Raw genomic sequence first — 19,504 nt, 5'->3', positions numbered from 1 at the left:
TTTGCCCGGGCGCTCGGAGCGCCCCCGTTTGTTACAGCTCCCGCATCACCTCCGGAATGGCACGGGCGATGGCCGTTGCGGTCACTGGCCCCCCGCGGGAAGCCCGGACTCCGGCAAGACCGTGGATGCTGGCTGCCATCGCCGCGATCGCCGCCCATCTGGCGTCGGGGTCGATGTCATATGCACCGAAGCGCCCGACGTCGGCGCCCAACTGGGCCAGCAGCGCGCCGATGACTCCGGCCAGGACGTCGCCGCTGCCTGCCGTGGCGAGCCAGGGCGTGCCTTCGGACTGGCTGAAGAAGTCCTGGAAGGGGGAGGCCACAAGGGTCGTGGCGCCCTTGAGCAGCACGGTGGCTTCAGTCAGGCCCGCAGCCCGCCGCACAGCGCTGAGGGTGGATGCTTCGACGGCGGAGCGGTCCAACCCAGCCCCGAGGCGCTGAAGCAATGCCGACAGTTCGCCGGCGTGGGGTGTCAGGATCACTTGCGGGGCGAGCACATCAGGCAGGGCCGGCAACGCGCCGGCGTCGGCGATCGTCGGCAGGCCCGAGTCTGCGGCGTCACGGGCGCGCTGCAACTGCTCCTCATCGGAGTCATCGAGTCCGGAGCCAACGAGCCACGCCTGAACGTGCGTGTCGGCCACGGCGCCGGCGCTGCACACCACCTCGGGACAGGAACGGCGAACCAGGTCGGCGACGTCCGGCGGCCCCAGGTACCGCACCATTCCGGCGCCGGCTGCCAGGGCGCCCTGGCAGGCCAGCACCGCGGCGCCGGGATAAGCGCCGGAGCCCGCGACCACCCCCAGCACCCCCCGGGAGTACTTGTGCGCCCGCCGCTGCGGGCGTGGCAGGAGGGCGGACAGGTCTGCGGCCTCAAGCCGTCGCAGGGACGGCCATGGCAGCGCCTGCTCGATTCCGATCGGGACCACCCGGATGGCGCCCGCGAAGTCCGCGCCCGGGTCCGCCAGCAGGCCGGCCTTGGCGGCCCCAAAGGTCACCGTCATGTCGGCCGCCAGCACCGGCGCGTGCGCCTCCCCCGTGTCCGCGTCCACCCCGCTGGGGATATCGCAGGCCACCACCAAGGGGGAACGGGAGCCTGGCCGGGAACGCTCCAGGGCCGCGACCAGTTCGGCGGCCGGTCCGCGCAGCCCGCCCTGGGCTCCGGTCCCGAGGACTGCGTCGAGCACGACGTCGGCGCCGCCGGCCAGCGCGGCGAGTTCGGCAGCGTTGTCACCGGTGAGGGCCACGGCATGGCCGCCGGCCTTCCGGAACGCCGCCAGCCCGGCGTCGTGGGCCGCGCCCCCGGTGAGCACCGCCGTCGTGCGCATGCCGCGGCGGGCCAGCAGCGCGGCGGCGAAGAGCCCGTCTCCGCCGTTGTTGCCCTTGCCCGCCAGCACGGCCACGCTGGAGCCGTACAGCCGCTGCCCGCGGCTCCGCAATTCGCGGATCACGGCGTTGGCGAGGCCGTACGCGGCCCGCTGCATAAGAACAGCGCCCGCACCGGAGCCCAGTGTGTCGTCGAGAAATGGCTTTTCGGCCTCTCGCACTTGGGTTCCGGTGTAGGCGCTGATCATGGTTTCAGTCCATTCGCGGTCGCTGGGGAATGCTCGGCGCTGGGGAATGCTCGGCGCTGGGGCCGGTTCTGCCTGAACGGCCGTCTCAGCCTTCGGCGACAACCGTCGCCGTGGCGATCCCGCCGTCGTGGCTCATGGACAAGTGCCAGCGCTTGACGCCCTTGGACTCCGCCACGGCCAGCACGGTGCCTTTGACCTGGACGGTGGGGCCGTTCTGGTCCAGCCCAATCCAGCAGTCCTGCCAGTTCATGCCGGCCGGCGCCCCCAGCACCTTGGCCACGGCCTCCTTCGCGGCAAACCGCGCGGCGAGGGACCGCGTGTTCAGTTCCCGCTCGGCGGGGACGAACAGCCTGTCGCGCAGCCCGGGGGTGCGCTCGAGCTGGCGCCCGAACCGCTCAATGTCTACGACGTCTACGCCTATGCCAACAATCATGGCGTTATTCTACGGTCACGCTCTTGGCCAGGTTGCGTGGCTGGTCCACGTCGTAACCCTTGGCCGAGGCGAGTGCGAGGGCGAAGATCTGCAGCGGAACCGTTGCGAGCAGCGGCGCCAGGAGCGTGGGGGTCTCGGGGATGTAGAAGACGTGTTCGGCGTACGCCTTGACGGCCTCGTCGCCTTCTTCGGCGATCACGATCGTCTTGGCGCCGCGGGCACGGACTTCCTGGATGTTGGAGACCACCTTGGAGTGCAGCGAGTCGCGGCCGCGCGGGGACGGGACCACCACGAAGACGGGCTGGCCTTCCTCGATCAGCGCGATCGGGCCGTGCTTGAGTTCTCCTGCGGCGAAGCCCTCGGCGTGGATGTACGCGAGCTCCTTGAGCTTGAGCGCGCCCTCCATCGCCACCGGGAAACCGACGTGGCGGCCCAGGAACAGCACGGACTTGGCGTCAGCCATGGACTGGCCGAGTTCCTTGATCTGGGCCTCGTTGTCGAGGATGCGCTGGATCTTGGCCGGGATCTTGCCCAGGTCGGCCAGGATGTCCTTGATCTCGCCCTGGAACTTGTTGCCGCGCAGCTGTGCCAAATAAAGGCCCAGCAGGTAGGCGGCCGTGATCTGGGCCAGGAACGCCTTGGTCGAGGCCACGGCGATTTCGGGTCCGGCGTGCGTGTAGAGCACGGCGTCAGATTCGCGCGGGATGGTGGAGCCGTTGGTGTTGCAGATGGAGACGGTCTTGGCGCCCTGTTCCTTGGCGTAGCGGACCGCCATGAGGGTGTCCATGGTCTCGCCGGACTGGGAGATGGAGACAATCAGCGTGTTCTCGTCCACGATCGGATCCCGGTAGCGGAATTCGTGCGAGAGCTCGACCTCGGTGGGGATCCGGCACCAGTGCTCAATGGCATATTTCGCCACCTGCCCGGCGTAGGCGGAGGTGCCGCACGCGAGGACGATGATCTTGTTGACGTTCTTGAGCAGCTGCGGATCGACGCGGAGCTCATCAAGCGTCAGCTTGCCGTGGATGTCGGAGCGGCCCAGCAAAGTCTGGAGCACCGCATCCGGCTGGTCGTGGATTTCCTTTTCCATGAAGGACGGGAAGCCGCCCTTTTCCGCCGAGGCCGGGTCCCAGTTGACGTGGTATTCCTTGCCCTCGGCGGGGGCGCCGTAGAAGTCCGTGATTTCCACGGAGTCGGCGGTGATCGTAACGATCTGGTCCTGGCCGAGTTCCACAGCGCGCCGCGTGTAGTCGATGAAACCGGAGACGTCGGAACCGAGGAAGTTCTCGCCTTCGCCGAGACCGACGACGAGCGGGGAGTTCCGGCGGGCAGCGACCACAACGTCGGGCTGGTCGGCGTGGACGGCGAGGAGCGTGAAAGCGCCTTCGAGCCGCTGGCAGGCAAGCTGCATGGCCCGGGTGAGGCCGCCGTTGCTGGCGTCACCGCCGAGCTGGTTCCGGTACACATCCCCGAGCAGGGCGGCCGCCACTTCCGTGTCGGTCTCGGATTCGAAGGTGACGCCCTTGCGCTGGAGCTCGAGCTTGAGCTCGGCAAAGTTCTCGATGATGCCGTTGTGGATCAGGGCCAGCTTACCGCCGTCGGACAGGTGCGGGTGCGCGTTCTGGTCCGTCGGGCCGCCGTGCGTCGCCCAGCGCGTGTGGCCGATTCCCGTGAGGGATTCCGGCAGCGGGCGGGCGTCCAGCTCCGCAATGAGGTTGCTCAGTTTGCCGGACTTCTTCCGGGAAGAAATCGTGCCGTCGGCCACTACAGCGATACCCGCGGAGTCGTAGCCGCGGTACTCCAGGCGCCGCAATCCTTCAAGGACAACGTCCAAGGCATTGTGTCCAGCATTTACCCGGCCATCTGAGTGGCCCACATATCCAACGATTCCACACATGGTCATAAGCCTAGCGGGTTTCCGGGAGGGAGGACGTGGGACGGCCGGGCGTGACGGCCCCTGCGCGGGGCTCAGGACGGCCGGCCCCGGCTTCCACCGGCCAGTCCATTTCGCTCTCGGCGTTGTGAAGGGCAGAATCTCTAGGGTGACTTTGCAACGCAATGAAGCGAACGGGGAAGGTGTCTCCCCGTTCGTGGAGCTGGACCGGCAGACCTGGTCCCGGCTCGCTGCCCAGATGGAGCAGCCCCTTAATGAAGAGGATGTGTTCCGCCTTCGCGGCCTCGGGGACCCCCTCGACATCAAGGAAGTGCGCGAGGTCTACCTGCCGCTGTCCAGGCTCCTGCACCTTTATGTGGAAGCCGCGGGCCAGCTTCACGCGGCCACCACCACCTTCCTCGGCGAAAGCACCCAGCGCACGCCGTTCGTGATCGGCGTGGCCGGTTCGGTGGCCGTGGGCAAGTCCACCATCGCCCGCGTCCTGCGCGAAATGCTCCGGCGCTGGCCCGGCACCCCCAACGTGGAGCTCATCACCACGGACGGATTCCTCTACCCGCTCGCCGAGCTCAAGCGCCGGCAACTGCTCGAGCGCAAGGGTTTTCCGGAGTCCTACGACCGCCGTGCCCTGCTGCGCTTCGTGAGCGAGATCAAGGGCGGTGCCGAGGAGGTCCGGGCCCCCTGGTATTCCCACGTCACCTATGACATCGTCCCCGGCAAGGAAGTGGTGGTGCGCCGCCCGGACGTGCTGATTGTCGAGGGGCTGAACGTCCTGGCCCCGGCCCGGCCGCGGCAGGACGGCAGGCAGGGCCTGGCCCTGAGTGACTTCTTCGATTTCTCCATCTACGTCGACGCGAAGACCTCGTATATCGAGGAGTGGTACGTGGACCGGTTCCGCAAACTGCGGAGCACAGCCTTCGCCCAACCGGAATCGTACTTCCACCGTTACGCAACACTCTCCGATGCCGAGGCCGAAGAGACCGCCCGTGAGATCTGGAAGCGCATCAACGAGCCCAACCTCGAGGAAAACGTCCTCCCGACCCGGGGCCGCGCGCAACTGGTCCTCACCAAGGACGCCGACCACTCCATCCGCCGGATGCTGCTGAGGAAGGTCTAGCACACATGTGCTACGACGACGCGGACGGGACGGCGGGACGGCAGGAAGCCGGCCAGGAATCGCCGAGCCGCCGGGCCTTCAGCCGCCTCCTGCTGGCGGGCACGGGCCTCGCGGCGCTGTCCGCCTGCACCCCGGCCCAGTCCTTCACCCCGTCCGGCACGCCGGGGCCGACGCCGGGCACGGGCAGTTCGACGCCGACCGCCGCCGCCGCGGCGTCGACCCCGCCGGCAACCTCATCGTCGGCTTCCGTTCCGGAAAGCACCACTGCGGCGGCACAGACGCCGACGACGGCGCCGTCTGTCACTCCATCGTCCGCTGCTCGCCCTCCATCGGCCGCGGCGCCGGGGCCGCAACATTCCCTCGCGGACCCCACCAGCCCGTGGGTGGTCGTCAACAAACACCGCCCGCTCTCCCCCGCCACCTTTGTGCCGCCGGACCTGGCCCGGCCGGCCGTCCGCCTGGCAACGTCGGGCGAGGCGGCGCTGGTGAACGGCACGACGGCGGCAGCGGCTGAGAGGATGTTCGCGGCCGCGGCTGCCGACGGCGTCATCATCACCCTGGCCAGCGGGTACCGTTCGTTCGCGACGCAGCGGGCCACCTACGGCAGCTACGTGAATTCCCGCGGTCAGGCGGAGGCTGACACCGCCTCGGCCCGGCCCGGCTACTCAGAGCACCAGACGGGCTGGGCGTTCGACATCGGCGACGGCAGCGGGGCGGACGCTTTCACGCCCCAGTTCAAGGACCGTCCGGCGGCGATCTGGGCCAAGGCGAACGCCCACCGCTTCGGCTTCGTGGTCCGCTACCCGTGGATGCTGCACGAAATCACCGGGTATTTCTACGAGCCATGGCACCTGCGCTTCATCGGTGTCCAGGCCGCCACGGACATGGCCGCCCGCGGGATCGCCACGTTGGAACAGTACTTCGGCCTGGAAGCCGCCCCGGCGTACTTGTAGGGCGGCGCCCGCCTACCCGTGGGGTAGCGTCGGTCCGCGCGGAATTTCCCCATCTTTGCCACCACGACGCCGGCACACGCCGGCGCAACCGGCCCACACGCCGTCGGACGCGGGCATAGGTGGGGAAACCCGGCGTCGCCGGGCACAGCGATTCGCGGACGAAACGGTTGCCGGCCGGCTACTCGGGGACGAGCTCCAAAGCCAGTTCGGTCCGGACCACCTGGGCCAGTCGCTCCGCGACGCCCTGGGCGGTTTTGTGGTCTGCGGCCTCCACCATCACGCGCACCACCGGCTCGGTGCCCGAGGGGCGCAGCAGGACGCGTCCGGTGTCGCCGAGTTCGGATTCTGCCGCGGATACTGCCTGTGCCACCACCGCATCGCCCTTGACCCGGGTACGGTCCACGCCCTTGACGTTGATGAGGACCTGGGGCAGCTTGGTCATCACCGTGGACAGCTCCTTGAGCGGGCGGCCGGTGAGTGCCACCTGGGCAGCAATCTGCAGTCCCGTCAGTACGCCGTCGCCGGTGGTGGCGTGGTCGGCAAAAATTACGTGCCCGGACTGCTCGCCGCCAAGGCTGTAGCCGCCGTTGCGCATTTCCTCGAGGACGTAGCGGTCCCCCACGCCGGTTTCGCGCAGGCTGATCCCGGCATCGCGTAGGGCGATCTTCAGTCCGAGGTTGCTCATGACGGTGGCCACGAGGACATCATCCCTAAGCTTTCCGGCGTCCTTGAGTGCCACGGCCAGGATGGCCATGATCTGATCGCCGTCCACCTCGTTGCCTTCGTGGTCCACGGCGAGGCAGCGGTCGGCGTCGCCGTCGTGCGCGATACCGAGGTCCGCCCCGTGGTCCAGAACCGCCCGCTTGAGCGGGCCGAGGTGCGTGGAGCCGACCCCTTCGTTGATGTTGAGCCCGTCAGGTTCGGCGCCAATGACGATCACGTTGGCCCCGGCGTCCTTGAACACCTGCGGGGAGCAGCCGCTGGCCGCGCCGTGGGCGCAGTCGAGGACGACCTTCAGGCCGTCCAGGCGGTGCGGAAGCGTGCCGAGCAGGTGCACGATGTAGCGGTCCTCGGCGTCGGAGAAGCGCTGGATGCGTCCCACCTCACCGCCGACGGGCCGGAAGGGCTCCTTGCCGAGCTGCACTTCGATGGCGTCCTCGACGTCGTCGGGCAGCTTCTGGCCGCCGCGGGCGAAGAACTTGATGCCGTTGTCCGGCGCGGGGTTGTGCGAGGCGGAGATCATGACGCCGAAGTCGGCGTTGAGGTCCGCCACGAGGTAGGCGGCGGCCGGGGTGGGCAGCACGCCGGCGTCGTAGACGTCGATTCCCGAGCTGGAGAGCCCCGCTTCCACGGCAGCCGCGAGGAACTCGCCGCTGGCTCTCGGGTCGCGTGCCACCACTGCGATCGGCCGCTTTCCGGTCGTGTTGCGGTCATGGCCAAGTATGACGGCGGCGGCCTGGGCCAGCTGCAAGGCGAGCTCGGCGGTCAGCAACCCGTTCGCCAGGCCCCGGACTCCATCGGTTCCAAATAATCTAGACATCGGCCCAAGTTTAGTCGATGGGCGGGGCAAGTCCGGCTTAAACGGCGAAAGCCCGCCCCGCCGAGGGGCGGGACGGGCTTTCGTGCAAGCGCCAGAAGCGCTTGGAAGCAGAATTAACGCTTCTGGACCCGAGCGCTAAAAAGCGCCGAGGGCCCCAACCGTCGATCGCGCCAGCGGCCGACGGTTGGGTAGGCGCATTTTTAGCGCTTGGAGTACTGCTGAGCCTTGCGAGCCTTCTTGAGACCAGCCTTCTTACGCTCGATGACGCGGGCGTCACGACGCAGGTAACCGGCCTTCTTCAGGGTGGCGCGGTTGTTCTCGGTGTCGATCTCGTTCAGCGAACGGGCGATGCCGAGGCGCAGGGCACCGGCCTGGCCGGAGATGCCGCCACCGTGGATACGGGCGATGACGTCGTAGGCGCCGTCAAGATCGAGGATCTTGAAGGGCTCGTTGACATCCTGCTGGTGCAGCTTGTTCGGGAAGTAGTTCGCCAGCTCGCGGCCATTGATGGTCCACTTGCCGGAGCCCGGCACAACGCGAACGCGTGCGACGGCTTCCTTGCGACGGCCAACTGCAGCGCCGGCAACGGTCAGTGCCGGGCGTTCCTTCTTCGGCGCAGCTGCTTCAGCAGCACCGCTCTCCGAGGTGTAGCTGGTCAGGTTTTCCTCAGCCTCAACGGCTTCGGTGGTCAGTTCTTCGTTCTGAGCCACGATTCTCCTTGATAAAAAGTTGGTTGGTGGCCAGGACTACTGGGCGACCTGGGTGATTTCGAAAGTCTTGGGCTGCTGGGCGGCGTGGGGGTGCTCTGCACCGCGGTACACCTTCAGCTTGCCCAGCTGCTGTGCAGCGAGGGAGTTCTTCGGGAGCATGCCCTTGATGGCCTTCTCCACGGCGCGAACCGGGTTGGACTCAAGCAGCTCCGCGTAGTTGACGGAGGTCAGGCCGCCCGGGTAGCCGGAGTGGCGGTATGCGCGCTTCTGCTCCAGCTTGGCGCCGGTGAGGGCAACCTTTTCAGCGTTGATGATGATGACGAAGTCGCCCATGTCCATGTGGGACGCAAAGGTGGCCTTGTGCTTGCCGCGCAGCAGGATTGCGGTCTGGCTGGCAAGACGACCAAGGACAACGTCGGTGGCGTCAATGACGTGCCACTGGCGGTTGATATCGCCGGGCTTCGGGGTGTACGTACGCACGGTGTTTGCCTCGTTCTTGTTCTGGCGTTCTTGTTTTAGGCGTCACTCTTACGGTGCACCTACTATCTATGCGCTACCGGAACAGAGGTGAGGGCTCTATGTAACCAGTCATCCTGAGGTCTCGAATGTGCACGTTGAGTAGCTATCCTGCAACCGGATTCTCAAGCGGGCACGCACCATCGAGATAGGACACGCACAACGACTACCAAGAATAGCCGACTGCGGCCTCTTGGGTCAAAATGGGGTGTCCGGATGCATCCTGTCTGCCCCTCTCGTTGCGCAGACTGTCCCATGCCGGCCCGCCGCATCCCTGGAGGAACCGTGTCCCACCCCGTCACCGCCGGCTCCATCTCCCTGCTCTCCGTGCAGCCGACCGGACCGTCAACCGGGATCCTCTTTATAGCCGGCATTGGCCTCCTGGGAGCGTGCCTGGGCCAGTTGGCAGAGCTCCTCATCGGGCGCGTACTCCCCCATGTCAGCGGACCGCTGACGGTACGACTGAGAATTACGACGGCGGCGGCCACTTTTGCACTCTCGGCCCTGCTGGCCTGGCGCTTCGGGCCCTCCCCCGAGCTCCCCGCCTATGTCTTACTGGCGGTTGCCGGCGTCCAGCTGGCGCGAATCGACCTTTTGCACCATTTACTGCCCAACCGGATGGTTTTACCCCTATTGGGAGCCGGAATTGTGCTTCTTGGGATCGCCGCAGGGATGTCCGGCGAGGCAGGTAGCCTGCTACGCGGAGCTGCCGGCGCCTTAATTTTGTTCGTTTTGTACCTCTTTCTTGCCCTGACCAGCCGAAACAGCCTCGGAATGGGTGATGTGAAGCTCGCCGCGCCGCTTGGCCTGTACTTGGGCTACCTAGGCTGGCCCCACTTGTTCTACGGCGGAGCACTGGGATTCGTCGCCGGAGGTCTCGCCTCGGCTGTCATTATGCTGAAAAACCGCGGAAACAAGCCAAAGGAAGTGGCCTACGGGCCCTCCATGCTGGCAGCCGGCCTGGCCGTTATCCTGCTGCTGCCCTAGGTAGCCTCCGCACGCGCAAAGGTGCCGATTAAGTAAGACGCCTTATTAAACCAAGTAATCGGGCCCCGCCCCTACTTGGAAACTGAGTACACCTCTCAAATGCGGGCAGGTGGTGTCCACATTTTCCTTCCAAAAGTCGAGTATCGAACTTCATTGCCGTGCCGTTTGCGGCCGTGCAAATGTTGTTCCAACGAAGCTCCAGCAAATACGCAAAGGGGATTTGCCGGAAATTCGTTCACTATTCAAATCTCTGGAAAAGGAAAAGAAAATGACTGGTCTCATGGTCTCAATGCTCGCTTTTGTCTCTGGAATCAAGAACCGCCTCTCGGACGAGGAAAAGGGCGCCACCGCCGTTGAATACGGAATCATGGTCGCCCTGATCGCGGTCGTCATCATCGGCGCGGTTACCACCCTTGGCAACAACCTCAACACGGCCTTCGGCGACATCGCCCGCCAGGTCGCACCCCGGGTAGGACCGTAGCGGCCAACCGCCCACAACGCACGCCACTCTGCCGGCTGTCCGCCACACCGGGCAGCCGGCAGAGGCGTTTCGGCGGAGGGAGTACGGTGCGGCAAGCCGCGCCCAGGCTGACGCCCTAATGTGCGCCCAAGCAATCTTGAGGTTTTCCAAGAGGTGAGGAATTAGTCATGAAATCTCGTTTAGTCGCGGGGCTGGCTGCGCTAGTCCTGGCGATCGCCGGCACTCTGATGTTGGTAAATTACGTGTCGAATGCAGACCGTCGGGCACAAGAATCTCTCCAGCCCGTCGACGTCGTCGTGGTCGATTCAGCGGTTCCGGCCGGCGCGACGGTGGAAGAACTCCGTTCGCACGTACGGCTCCGGTCCATTCCGGATGCGGCAAAGGCCGACGGTGCGTTGTCCACGCTGGACGGAATCACGGGTCAGGTCACGGCTGTGGCCTTGGAACCGGGCGAACAGTTGCTGGCAAGCCGGCTGGTGGACCCGTCCCAGCGTGTCACCCCGGGCGCAGTGGAGGTGCCCGCCGGCATGCAGGAAGTCACCGTTCTCCTGCCCCCGGAAAGCGTGGTCGGCGGCACCCTTCGTGCCGGAGACTTGGTGGGACTCTACGTTACCCAGGGGGATCCTGCGGCTCCGCAAGTCATGAGCACTCAGCTGGTCTTTGACAAGGTTCTGGTGACTGCAATCCAGCAGGCGCCGCCCAGCAGCGGCAACACGGCAGATGGAACGTCCGCTGTTCCCACCGGCTCCTCGTTTGTGACCCTCGCCCGCAATTCCACTGACTCCGCCAAGATCATTCTCAGTGCCCGCGTAGGCAATATCTGGCTGACCAAACAAACGGCGAAGACACCCGCAAGCCAGCGCACAGCCGTCACCACCAGCGGGATCTTCCAATGAGCCGCTTCCTAGTCCTGACCTCATCCCCGGAGTTCGAGCGCCATCTCGCCACAGCCCTGGGCGACACCCACGACGTCCAGGTCCTTGCATCCGAAGCCGCGGGCGGCAGCCCCGGCCATCTGCTGGCCCAAAACTTGGGCGGCGCCATCGATGTGATGGTCTTCGGCCCGGACGTCCGGTCGGAGCAGATGCTCACCCTGGCGGCAAGCTTGGAGCACGCTTTCCCGGACATTGTGCTCGTGCTGGCGGCAGTCGCGGCACCCGAGCTTACGCTGGCCGCCATGCGGTCCGGCATCCGCGATGTCCTGCCGCCGGACACGGAGCCTGGACTAATGCGTCAAGCGTTGGAACACGCTGCCGAAACGTCCAGGAGCCGCAAGCAGATTGCCGCCGATGATGCCAGCCAGAAACGGGTACGTGGGCGGGTGATCTCTGTGATGTCCCCGAAGGGCGGAGTGGGGAAGACCACCGTTGCCACCAATTTGGCCGTTGGTCTGGCCAAACTGGCACCGATGGGGGCGGTCATTGTCGATCTCGACCTTCAATTTGGCGACGTGGCCTCAGGGCTTGGCCTGGAGCCGCAGTACACCATCAACGACGCAGTCTCGGGTGCCGCATCAAGTGACGCCATGGTGCTCAAGGCTTTCCTCAGCCCGCATCCGTCGGGGGCGTACGCCATGTGTGCGCCGCGCCGGCCGGCAGACGCCGACCTCATCAAGCCGGCGCACGTAACAACTCTGATCAACCAGCTCTCGCTGGAGTTCCCGTTTGTCATTTTGGATACGTCACCGGGGCTCGGGGAAGAAGTCCTGGCCGTTCTGGAACTGGCCACCGACGGGGTCTGGGTTTGCGGCATGGACATTCCCAGCATCCGTGGGCTCAACCACGGACTGGACGTGCTGCGGCAACTGGACCTCATGCCCCCGTCGAACACAATTGTCCTCAACTTCGCCGACAAGCGCAGCGGACTAACCGTCCAAGACGTTGAAGCCACGGTTGGCCTGCCGGTGGACATCATCCTGCCGTGGTCCCGCACATTGCCGTTTTCAACGAATGCCGGCGTCCCGCTAATCCAGGACAGCCGTCGGGATCCTGCCCTGAAAGGGCTGAGAAACCTGGTTGCGCTTTTCGGGCAGAATTCGTCCTCACCCGCAAGCCAGCGTCCAAACCGAAGGGGCGAAAAGCCATGAGTCTCGTTGACCGACTTGAAGCCGTCCGAATGGCCACGGAAGGCCCCGCCCGGCCAGACCATACGCCCGGTATCGCCATGGTTCCAGTGCCTGCGGCGGCCGAACCCGTCGGCACCAATCTGCTGGGAACCCTGGCCGTGGCACCCCAAGCCAACTCCTCGGACGCCCTGGCCGGGATCAAGAAGCGCGCGGCCGAGGAGCTGACAGCCCGTCTTGGCAATCGCATCACCGACAGCAGCCTGGACGAAGGCGACGTGCGCCGCATGGTGCGCGAGGCCCTTGGCTCCTTTATCGATGACGAGCAGGTCCCCCTGACACCGGAAGAAAGGCGGCGTCTCATCAGGGAGATCGTGGACGAAGTCCTGGGCCTCGGGCCGCTGCAGCGGCTTCTAGACGACCCGCTGGTCTCCGAGATCATGGTCAACGGCGCTGGCCGCATCTACGTGGAACGCGGCGGCCGGCTGCACTTGACCGGGACAACGTTCAGTTCGGATGCCCACCTGCGCAGAGTCATCGAAAGGATTGTCTCGCGGGTGGGACGCCGCATTGACGAGTCCTCGCCGCTGGTTGACGCCAGGCTTGAGGACGGTTCGCGAGTCAATGCCGTCATCCCGCCCCTCGCCGTGGACGGCCCCTCCTTGACGATCCGAAAGTTCTCCGCCGTACCACTGACCGTCGAGGACCTGATCAAGTTCGATTCCGTCTCACCGGCCATGGCACAGCTGCTCCACGCCTGTGTACAGGCTCGCCTGAACATCATCGTCTCCGGTGGTACCGGCACGGGAAAAACCACACTGCTCAACGTTCTTTCCTCGTTCATTCCCGACGACGAACGCATCGTCACCATTGAGGACGCCGTGGAACTGCAACTGCAGCAGGAGCACGTGGTCCGTTTGGAAAGCCGGCCTGAAAACATCGAAGGCCGCGGAGCCGTTGGCATCCGCGATCTCGTCCGGAACTCCTTGCGAATGCGCCCGGACAGGATCGTAGTTGGCGAAGTCCGGGGCGGGGAAGCCCTGGACATGCTCCAGGCCATGAACACCGGCCATGACGGATCCATCTCCACCGTGCACTCGAACTCCCCCCGGGACGCGGTAGCCCGCATGGAGACCCTGGTGCTTATGGCGGGGATGGATCTTCCACTGCGGGCCATCCGCGAACAAATCGCCAGCGCAGTCCATCTGATCGTCCAGTTGAGCAGGCTGAAGGACGGCACGCGTCGGGTGACCCACATTACTGAAGTCCTCGGAATGGAAGGTGACGTGGTGACTCTCCAGGACGCATTCGTCTTCGACTACGCGGCGGGCGTCGACCAGGATGGCCGGTTCATCGGCAAGCCCGTTCCCACGGGTGTCCGCCCGCGCTTCGTCGAACGGTTCGCCGACCTGGGAATCAGCATCCCCGGCGAAATCTTCTTCCCCGCCTCCGCCAAGACAGGACGGTGAGCACCGTGACCCACGACTACGCTCTGCTAGCCGGCACCGTACTCATTCTGGTTGCCTTTGCCCTCGCCCTTTTTGTCGCGTTCCGTCCCCGGTTTACGGACATCCACGTCGATCGGAGGAGGCCGCCGGCGGAGTCCAACTCCTCGATGATTTCGAAGCTGAGCGGCGTCACAGTTGCCGCCGTGGAGCGTCGCGTCGGGCACAAGAGTAGCGGCCCATTCGGCCGCGATGCACTCAGCGAGGCCGGCCTGAAACTCCAGCCCTCCGAATTCATCGTTCTCATCCTGGTTGCCTCCTTCATTCTGGGCCTGGCAGGCTACGTGCTGCAGGGCTGGCTCCTCACCGTCCTGTTCGCGGTCATCGGTCCGGTGGGCGCTAAGGCGCTACTCTCCCTCAAAACGGGGCGCCGCCGCGCCGCCTTCGAGGGTCAGCTCAGCGACATGCTCATGTCCGTCTCCGGCAGCCTGCGCGCAGGCCACAGCATTGCCCAGAGCATGCACACGGCCAGCGCCGAGATGCCGGCTCCGATGGGCGAGGAACTCGCCAGGATCGTCAACGAGGCCAGGGTCGGCCGGCCGGTTTCGGAATCGATGGCCGAGGTCGGCCGCAAGATGCAATGTGAAGACTTCGAATGGCTCAGCCAGGCGATTGAGATCAACCGTGAAGTCGGCGGCGACTTGGCTGGGGTCCTCGACCATGTCGCGGAGACTGTGCGCGAAAGAGCTCAGATCAAGGGCCAGGTCCGCGCCTTGGCGGCAGAAGGAAAGTTCTCGGCATACATCCTGATTGCGCTGCCGTTCTTTGTCGCAATCTTCATCAATCTCGTCAACCCGGGATACATGTCGGTCCTGACAACCACGGTGCTGGGCTGGGTACTCATCACAGCCAGCGTGGTCATGATGGTCATCGGCTCCTTCTGGATCAGCCGCATGGTCAAGATCGAATTCTAAAGGAGCTGAGCACATGACCCCCACAGTCTGGCTGCTGATCGCCAGCATCATCCTTCCTTTGACCTACTTCACCTGGTCCCTGATCGGCGTCGACAGGGCTTCCGGCCGCGTGATCCAATCGAGATTGGCTGCCGTTTCGGCCCCGCAGGCAGGGGCCTCCCCGGCTGGCCCTCACTGGCTGCTACGTCTTGCCCGCAGGCTGACACCCGCTGCCTATGTGTCCCACTTGGACCGGATGCTCGGGAACGCGGGCCGGCCGGCCTCCATGCCGTTGGATCGCCTCTTGAGCCTGAAACCGCTAGCGGCCCTTGGCGGAGTTCTGTTGGCACTACTTTTCGGCGGCACAAAGAGTCCGCAGGGGGTCCTGCTGTCAGTGTGCCTCACGGCAGCCTGTTACTTCCTCCCGGACCTTCTGGTCTACAACAGCGGCACGAAACGCCAGGCGAGATTGCAGCTGGACCTGCCCAATGTCTTGGACCAATTGCTCATCTCGGTCGAGGCCGGCCTCGGCTTTGAAGCCGCAATGGCCCGCGTGGGGACGAGCGGGAAGGGTCCGCTGGCGGACGAGATGGTGCGCACCCTGCAGGACATCCAGGCCGGCAGAACCCGCCGTGAGGCCTACAAGGCCATGGCCGCGCGGTCCACGGTTGCGGATTTGAAGAGTTTCGTGGGTGCCGTCATCCAAGCCGATGTGCAGGGCCTTTCTGTCGCCCGGGTCCTGAAACCCCAAGCGGACCAGATGCGGATCAAGAGACGTCTTCGGGCAGAGGAAAAAGCAATGAAACTTCCGGTGGCCGTGGTATTTCCGTTGCTTCTCTTTATTTTTCCGCCGCTGTTTATCGTCATCCTCGGCCCTGCCGTCATCAATGCAATCGCCACGTTTTCGGGCCGGTAGCGAAAGCATCCAAGCCGGCACGCAATTCATCACTCACCTCGCCGGAGTGGGCAGGAATCAACCAGATTGTAAGGAGCAACAGATGTTTAGGTCCAGGACAGGACATCGAAAGGTTCGGGATGGCCGGCAGCGCGGTGCGACGGCAGTTGAATTTGCCTTGGTGCTTCCCTTGCTCCTGTCCATGCTCCTTGGAGTGATCGATTTTGGGACGGCCCTCGGGCAAAGCGTCAGCCTGCAAGGGGCGGCACGCGAAAGCGCACGGCAGGGAGTCACACAGGGTGATGTCATTGCGTCCGCCAACCGCGCACGGGGGTCGCTTGACAGCACCAGGCTCCAGGTGCGATTCGCCGTCGACACGTCGGCTGGGGCTCCCGGGCTTATGGTTGTCTGCCTGCGCTACCCCCAGTCGTCGCTGAGCGGATTCTATTCGTGGGCACTCGGCGGCGTGTTCGAAGCAAAAGCCGTCATGAAAATGGAAAGCCCCGCGACCGTGGCCGCGGGCGCACAGCGTTGGACCGGAGGAACATGTACCCCCTGACACCAGGATCGATCCTGAAGTGGATACGTCGCGTCGGTAGTAACCGGGGGCCAGTGAACGACACGAACATGCGCGGTAAGGCAAACCGGCAGCGCGGGGCGGCGACGGTCATTTTCGCGTTGCTGGTTCCCGTACTCTTCGGAGCCCTTGCGATGGGCGTCGACGTCGGCAAGCTGGTCTACGAGCGCCAGCACCTGAGCAATGCGCTGGACGCCGCCGCACTGGCTGGTGCGTCATACCTCCCCGGCGACCCGGTGGCCGCCCGCAACGCCGCGGCGTCATTCGCCCGGGCCAACGACCCCGCGGCGGCGCCCACGGTCAACTTCTGGTGTGTGGTGGCGTCAACAGGCGCCGGCCGGACCGTGCTGAGCAGCCAGATCCCGAGCGTCTGCAATCCCGGAACGATCGCCGGTGCCAGGTGCAGCGAAACCATTTGCGCGATCCCCTGCATCCCGGGGGGTAGCAACGCCTGCAATTCGATCACCGTGACCGACGATAAGGACGTCGCGTTCAGCTTCGCGCCCGTGATCGGGATTAATACCGGCAACACCGGCTCGCTGGCGTCAGATGCCTGCAAGGGTTCCTGCGGCTCCCAGATCCCGAATCCGATGGATATTGCCATAGTGGCAGACCGAACCGGCAGCATGAGCACCGCGAATCGGGACCTGATGGTCGCCGGGATCAAGAGCACCCTCCAAACCATGACCCGGGATCAGCAATACGTGGCGCTGGGCACAATCCACCGAAGCAAGACATCTCCGGGAAGTTGTATCACCACGCCATCCACGGACAACACAGGTCCTTGGATCCCGGTTCCGTTCTCCAACGACTACACCCAAAACCCCGCAATTCCAGGCGGAACGCCACCACTGAACGCGGGCAGCACGCTGGTCAAGGGCCTGACCTGCCTGTCGGCTTCGAGCGGAGGAACGTATCTGGCGGCGCCGCTGAAAGCCGCCTCGCGGTACGTGCTTGGCACACCCAGCCTGCCCTCGCGCGCTGGAACGGCACGCAAGGCCATCATCCTGGAAACGGACGGCCAACCCAACGAGCAAAACGTCGCGGGATCCGACAACTCATTGAACAACGCAAACGACATCGGGACTACCAACGCGTCAGCTGCGTGCAACAACCTGAACGCGGTCGCAACCAACGCCAAGGCGGCGGGCCTGCTCATCGTGACAGTCGCATTCGGAGACGCAACAAGCGCGCAGTGCGGCAGCGGCGGCGCGTTTGTCCGGAACGTCCTGGCCACCGCGGCGTCGAAGGACTCACACGGCATCCCCAGCGACGCCGACAACGACTGCTCCACAGCGGCGCTCCGGAATATCGAGAACTCCGACGGAGACTTCTTCTTCTGCGCAGCAAGCGGAAACGAACTCGGCCCGATCTTCGTCTCTGCGGTCAATGCGATCAGTTCCAACTCCCGGCTGATACGGATCCCGAGCTGAATGATCGGCCGGCGTGCACGGGGCCGGCCGCAGGAGACCCAGATACCGGACCCCCTTGGACCAGAGCCAAGGGGGTCCTTCTGTGGGCCCGGCTACAGCAATGTTGCATTCCAGGCGCAAGATGCGCGCAGGGAATGTACAGGAAACGTGCAGTTTGGGAAGCCTTGGCACAGGAAGCGGCAAAGGCAATCGTCGGCGTGTCGGCGGTTGCTAAGTTCCTCTCAGTGCTGGTGCAGGGCCAGCCTCCCAACTCGCTCAGGAGTCACCAATGCGTTCCATTCTCTCCAGCTTCGCAGCCCGTCTTCGCCGCGACCAGCGCGGCGCCACCGCCGTCGAATACGGCATCATGGTCTCCCTCATCGCGGTCGTGATCATCGTCGCCGTCACGATGCTCGGCGGCACTTTGGCGACCACATTTGAATCGGTATCGTGCAGCGTCAGCGGTAAGTCGTACACGGCAGCCGTGCCGGCAAGCACCGGTGTGACTGCAGCGGCCTCTTCCTGCCGCTAGTCCGACTGCCAGCGGGTGGCAGTGGCCCTGGGCCGCTGCCACCCTGTCGCATCCAGAGCCCACACTCGAACGGAAGGCGGTCGCCCATGTCCAAAACATCGGAGAGGGGCGCCGTCGCCGTGGAATTCGCTCTTCTCGCGCCAATCCTGGTGATGCTGCTGCTCGGCATCAGCGAATTCGGCCGGGCCTACAACGCCCAGGTCACCCTCTCCAGCGCCGCCCGCGAAGGCGTCCGGGTCATGGCCATCAGCAACAGCCCCAGTGCTGCGCGGACGGCGGCCAGGAATTCAGCCACCGCGCTGAAGCCGGCGCTCAGCGACACCAATATCACCATCACCCCCGCCACCTGCGCCACCGGAATCCAAGTGACCCTCAAGATCACTTATTCGCTCTCGACGATGACCGGCATCGCGGGTCCGTTCACCATGGAAGGCAAAGGAGTCATGCTGTGCGGCGGCTAGCAGCGTCACCAGCCAACGGCGAGCGCGGCGCCATCAGCATCCTGGTCGCGATCCTCATGGTTACCCTGTTGGGGTTCGCGGCGCTGGCGGTCGACGTCGGCATGCTTTATGCCGAGCGGACCCAACTGCGCAACGGGGCTGATGCCGCAGCCCTGGCCATCGCGCAGAAGTGCGCGAAAAACATCAACGACGCCGATTGTTCCACCACCTCCGCCCTCGCCCGCAGCCTCGCCGATAGCAATGCTGCTGACGGGAAAAGCAACGTTGCCGACCTCGTACTGGACAAGGCCGCCCGCACCGTGAAAGTGACAGCCGGGGCACAGGAAACCGGGAAAGCGCCTAACCGGGTTACCCTGTTCTTCGCCCGGGCCTTGGGCCTTTCAAGCGCCGAAGTAACCGCTACCTCCCGCGTGGAGTGGGGAACGCCGTCCACGGGCACGATCCTTCTGCCCCTGGCCATTGCCCAATGCAAGCTCAACCTGCCGCCAGGTTCGCTGGCTGGCGCCGAACAGGTCCTGGACATGGATTCCGGCGGCTGTGGCGAGATCCCGGGTGGCTTCGGCTGGATTTCGGACAGCGATGCAAAATGCGGAGTCACCCTGTCAGCCGGACAAGCAAACAACTCTGGCGTTTGGTTTTCCAGCAACACGGGCGCGAGCGCACCAGGCGAATGCACCGCTGCGGACTTGAGCAAGATGAACGACCAAACAGTCCTTTTCCCGCTGTACGACGTGGCCACCGGCAACGGCTCCAGCGGCAAGTACTACGTGAAGGGATTTGCCGCCTTCCATGTCACTGGTTACCACTTTGCCTCTAACAGCTGGTCATTAGGCGGGACGCTCAAGAACAAGACCATCAGGGGCTACTTCGTGCGATATGTCTCTTTGTCCGACGCCTTCGCACTCGGCGCAGCACCGGACTACGGGACCTCAATAGTCCGCCTTACCATTGGAGTGCCCTAACAGTGAA

The 19,504-nt window shown here is 65.0% G+C and carries 21 protein-coding genes; 14 read left to right on the top strand and 7 right to left on the bottom strand.

Features of this window, described 5'->3' with window-relative positions:
• Positions 1–31 precede the first annotated feature (31 nt).
• From AC1DFR_RS06720 to glmS, 3 genes are all read right to left on the bottom strand, one after another.
• Positions 32–1,570, bottom strand: coding sequence for an NAD(P)H-hydrate epimerase (locus tag AC1DFR_RS06720; protein ID WP_476873013.1), 1,539 nt, complete (start codon positions 1,568–1,570; stop codon positions 32–34).
• 85 nt (positions 1,571–1,655) lie between these two features.
• Entirely contained in the window at positions 1,656–2,003 is a 348-nt protein-coding gene (locus AC1DFR_RS06715) for a holo-ACP synthase (protein WP_018773713.1), read from the bottom strand.
• Positions 2,004–2,007: 4 nt separating this feature from the next.
• A complete protein-coding gene (gene glmS / locus AC1DFR_RS06710; RefSeq protein ID WP_476873012.1) occupies positions 2,008–3,900 on the bottom strand; it encodes a glutamine--fructose-6-phosphate transaminase (isomerizing) in 1,893 nt (630 codons plus the stop codon).
• Between the two features lie 145 nt (positions 3,901–4,045).
• Here glmS and coaA point away from each other — a divergent pair, with 145 nt between their 5' ends.
• Positions 4,046–5,011 (top strand): type I pantothenate kinase, encoded by a 966-nt coding sequence (coaA, locus tag AC1DFR_RS06705; RefSeq protein ID WP_026266484.1) that lies wholly within the window; start codon positions 4,046–4,048, stop codon positions 5,009–5,011.
• Between the two features lie 10 nt (positions 5,012–5,021).
• On the opposite strand, the gene AC1DFR_RS06700 is transcribed toward coaA, so the two are convergent.
• Positions 5,022–5,315: a hypothetical protein gene (locus AC1DFR_RS06700; protein ID WP_476873011.1), complete on the bottom strand. Its 294-nt coding sequence runs from the start codon at positions 5,313–5,315 to the stop codon at positions 5,022–5,024.
• Between the two features lie 79 nt (positions 5,316–5,394).
• On the opposite strand from AC1DFR_RS06700, the gene AC1DFR_RS06695 reads away from it, so the two are divergent.
• Positions 5,395–5,964 (top strand): M15 family metallopeptidase, encoded by a 570-nt coding sequence (locus tag AC1DFR_RS06695; RefSeq protein ID WP_476873010.1) that lies wholly within the window; start codon positions 5,395–5,397, stop codon positions 5,962–5,964.
• A gap of 178 nt (positions 5,965–6,142) precedes the next feature.
• On the opposite strand, the gene glmM is transcribed toward AC1DFR_RS06695, so the two are convergent.
• The 3 genes from glmM to rplM form a co-directional block, all read right to left on the bottom strand.
• Positions 6,143–7,504 carry a phosphoglucosamine mutase gene (gene glmM, locus AC1DFR_RS06690; protein WP_476873009.1) on the bottom strand — a complete coding sequence of 454 codons (1,362 nt, stop codon included), beginning with the start codon at positions 7,502–7,504 and terminating at the stop codon, positions 6,143–6,145.
• 200 nt (positions 7,505–7,704) lie between these two features.
• On the bottom strand, positions 7,705–8,214 hold the full coding sequence (gene rpsI / locus AC1DFR_RS06685; protein WP_018773707.1) for a 30S ribosomal protein S9: 510 nt from the start codon (positions 8,212–8,214) through the stop codon (positions 7,705–7,707).
• Positions 8,215–8,250: 36 nt separating this feature from the next.
• Positions 8,251–8,694, bottom strand: coding sequence for a 50S ribosomal protein L13 (gene rplM / locus AC1DFR_RS06680; RefSeq protein ID WP_015937805.1), 444 nt, complete (start codon positions 8,692–8,694; stop codon positions 8,251–8,253).
• A 321-nt stretch (positions 8,695–9,015) separates the two neighbouring features.
• On the opposite strand from rplM, the gene AC1DFR_RS06675 reads away from it, so the two are divergent.
• The 12 genes from AC1DFR_RS06675 to AC1DFR_RS06620 all read left to right on the top strand — a co-directional run bounded on the left by AC1DFR_RS06675 (position 9,016) and on the right by AC1DFR_RS06620 (position 19,497).
• Positions 9,016–9,717, top strand: coding sequence for a prepilin peptidase (locus AC1DFR_RS06675; protein ID WP_476873008.1), 702 nt, complete (start codon positions 9,016–9,018; stop codon positions 9,715–9,717).
• A 268-nt stretch (positions 9,718–9,985) separates the two neighbouring features.
• Positions 9,986–10,198: a Flp family type IVb pilin gene (locus tag AC1DFR_RS06670; protein ID WP_476855709.1), complete on the top strand. Its 213-nt coding sequence runs from the start codon at positions 9,986–9,988 to the stop codon at positions 10,196–10,198.
• A gap of 167 nt (positions 10,199–10,365) precedes the next feature.
• Positions 10,366–11,094 carry a Flp pilus assembly protein CpaB gene (gene cpaB, locus AC1DFR_RS06665; protein ID WP_476873007.1) on the top strand — a complete coding sequence of 243 codons (729 nt, stop codon included), beginning with the start codon at positions 10,366–10,368 and terminating at the stop codon, positions 11,092–11,094.
• Positions 11,091–12,284 carry a CpaE/TadZ family protein gene (locus AC1DFR_RS06660; RefSeq protein WP_476873006.1) on the top strand — a complete coding sequence of 398 codons (1,194 nt, stop codon included), beginning with the start codon at positions 11,091–11,093 and terminating at the stop codon, positions 12,282–12,284. Before cpaB ends, AC1DFR_RS06660 begins: the two co-directional genes overlap by 4 nt.
• The gene (locus tag AC1DFR_RS06655; RefSeq protein ID WP_476873005.1) at positions 12,281–13,729 is read left to right on the top strand and encodes a CpaF family protein; all 1,449 of its coding nucleotides are present in this window, start codon (positions 12,281–12,283) and stop codon (positions 13,727–13,729) included. The genes AC1DFR_RS06660 and AC1DFR_RS06655 overlap by 4 nt, the downstream gene beginning before the upstream one ends.
• Positions 13,726–14,679 carry a type II secretion system F family protein gene (locus AC1DFR_RS06650; RefSeq protein WP_476858981.1) on the top strand — a complete coding sequence of 318 codons (954 nt, stop codon included), beginning with the start codon at positions 13,726–13,728 and terminating at the stop codon, positions 14,677–14,679. The genes AC1DFR_RS06655 and AC1DFR_RS06650 overlap by 4 nt, the downstream gene beginning before the upstream one ends.
• Before the next feature lie 283 nt (positions 14,680–14,962).
• On the top strand, positions 14,963–15,574 hold the full coding sequence (locus AC1DFR_RS06645) for a type II secretion system F family protein (RefSeq protein WP_476873004.1): 612 nt from the start codon (positions 14,963–14,965) through the stop codon (positions 15,572–15,574).
• On the top strand, positions 15,546–16,112 hold the full coding sequence (locus AC1DFR_RS06640) for a TadE/TadG family type IV pilus assembly protein (protein ID WP_476863737.1): 567 nt from the start codon (positions 15,546–15,548) through the stop codon (positions 16,110–16,112). Before AC1DFR_RS06645 ends, AC1DFR_RS06640 begins: the two co-directional genes overlap by 29 nt.
• A 53-nt stretch (positions 16,113–16,165) precedes the next feature.
• Complete coding sequence (locus AC1DFR_RS06635) at positions 16,166–17,563, top strand: pilus assembly protein TadG-related protein (protein ID WP_476858984.1); 1,398 nt, start codon at positions 16,166–16,168, stop codon at positions 17,561–17,563.
• A gap of 268 nt (positions 17,564–17,831) precedes the next feature.
• The gene (locus tag AC1DFR_RS06630) at positions 17,832–18,074 is read left to right on the top strand and encodes a Flp family type IVb pilin (protein WP_476855701.1); all 243 of its coding nucleotides are present in this window, start codon (positions 17,832–17,834) and stop codon (positions 18,072–18,074) included.
• An 86-nt stretch (positions 18,075–18,160) separates the two neighbouring features.
• Positions 18,161–18,535 (top strand): TadE/TadG family type IV pilus assembly protein, encoded by a 375-nt coding sequence (locus AC1DFR_RS06625; protein WP_476858985.1) that lies wholly within the window; start codon positions 18,161–18,163, stop codon positions 18,533–18,535.
• Entirely contained in the window at positions 18,523–19,497 is a 975-nt protein-coding gene (locus tag AC1DFR_RS06620) for a pilus assembly protein TadG-related protein (protein ID WP_476873003.1), read from the top strand. Before AC1DFR_RS06625 ends, AC1DFR_RS06620 begins: the two co-directional genes overlap by 13 nt.
• The last annotated feature ends 7 nt before the right edge of the window (positions 19,498–19,504 follow it).

It is taken from the genome of Arthrobacter sp. 05T410 (assembly GCF_056396505.1).
This window is presented reverse-complemented; position numbering and strand designations above follow the sequence as displayed.

Excerpts from the sequence above, each read along its gene's own strand:
- glmS (WP_476873012.1), bottom strand. The coding sequence starts at position 3,900 with ATGTGTGGAATCGTTGGATATGTGGGCCACTCAGATGGCCGGGTAAAT.
- AC1DFR_RS06630 (WP_476855701.1), top strand. The coding sequence starts at position 17,832 with ATGCGTTCCATTCTCTCCAGCTTCGCAGCCCGTCTTCGCCGCGACCAG.
- AC1DFR_RS06640 (WP_476863737.1), top strand. The coding sequence starts at position 15,546 with ATGCAATCGCCACGTTTTCGGGCCGGTAGCGAAAGCATCCAAGCCGGC.
- cpaB (WP_476873007.1), top strand. The coding sequence starts at position 10,366 with ATGAAATCTCGTTTAGTCGCGGGGCTGGCTGCGCTAGTCCTGGCGATC.
- AC1DFR_RS06720 (WP_476873013.1), bottom strand. The coding sequence starts at position 1,570 with ATGATCAGCGCCTACACCGGAACCCAAGTGCGAGAGGCCGAAAAGCCA.
- AC1DFR_RS06655 (WP_476873005.1), top strand. The coding sequence starts at position 12,281 with ATGAGTCTCGTTGACCGACTTGAAGCCGTCCGAATGGCCACGGAAGGC.
- AC1DFR_RS06625 (WP_476858985.1), top strand. The coding sequence starts at position 18,161 with ATGTCCAAAACATCGGAGAGGGGCGCCGTCGCCGTGGAATTCGCTCTT.
- AC1DFR_RS06715 (WP_018773713.1), bottom strand. The coding sequence starts at position 2,003 with ATGATTGTTGGCATAGGCGTAGACGTCGTAGACATTGAGCGGTTCGGG.
- glmM (WP_476873009.1), bottom strand. The coding sequence starts at position 7,504 with ATGTCTAGATTATTTGGAACCGATGGAGTCCGGGGCCTGGCGAACGGG.
- AC1DFR_RS06670 (WP_476855709.1), top strand. The coding sequence starts at position 9,986 with ATGACTGGTCTCATGGTCTCAATGCTCGCTTTTGTCTCTGGAATCAAG.
- AC1DFR_RS06660 (WP_476873006.1), top strand. The coding sequence starts at position 11,091 with ATGAGCCGCTTCCTAGTCCTGACCTCATCCCCGGAGTTCGAGCGCCAT.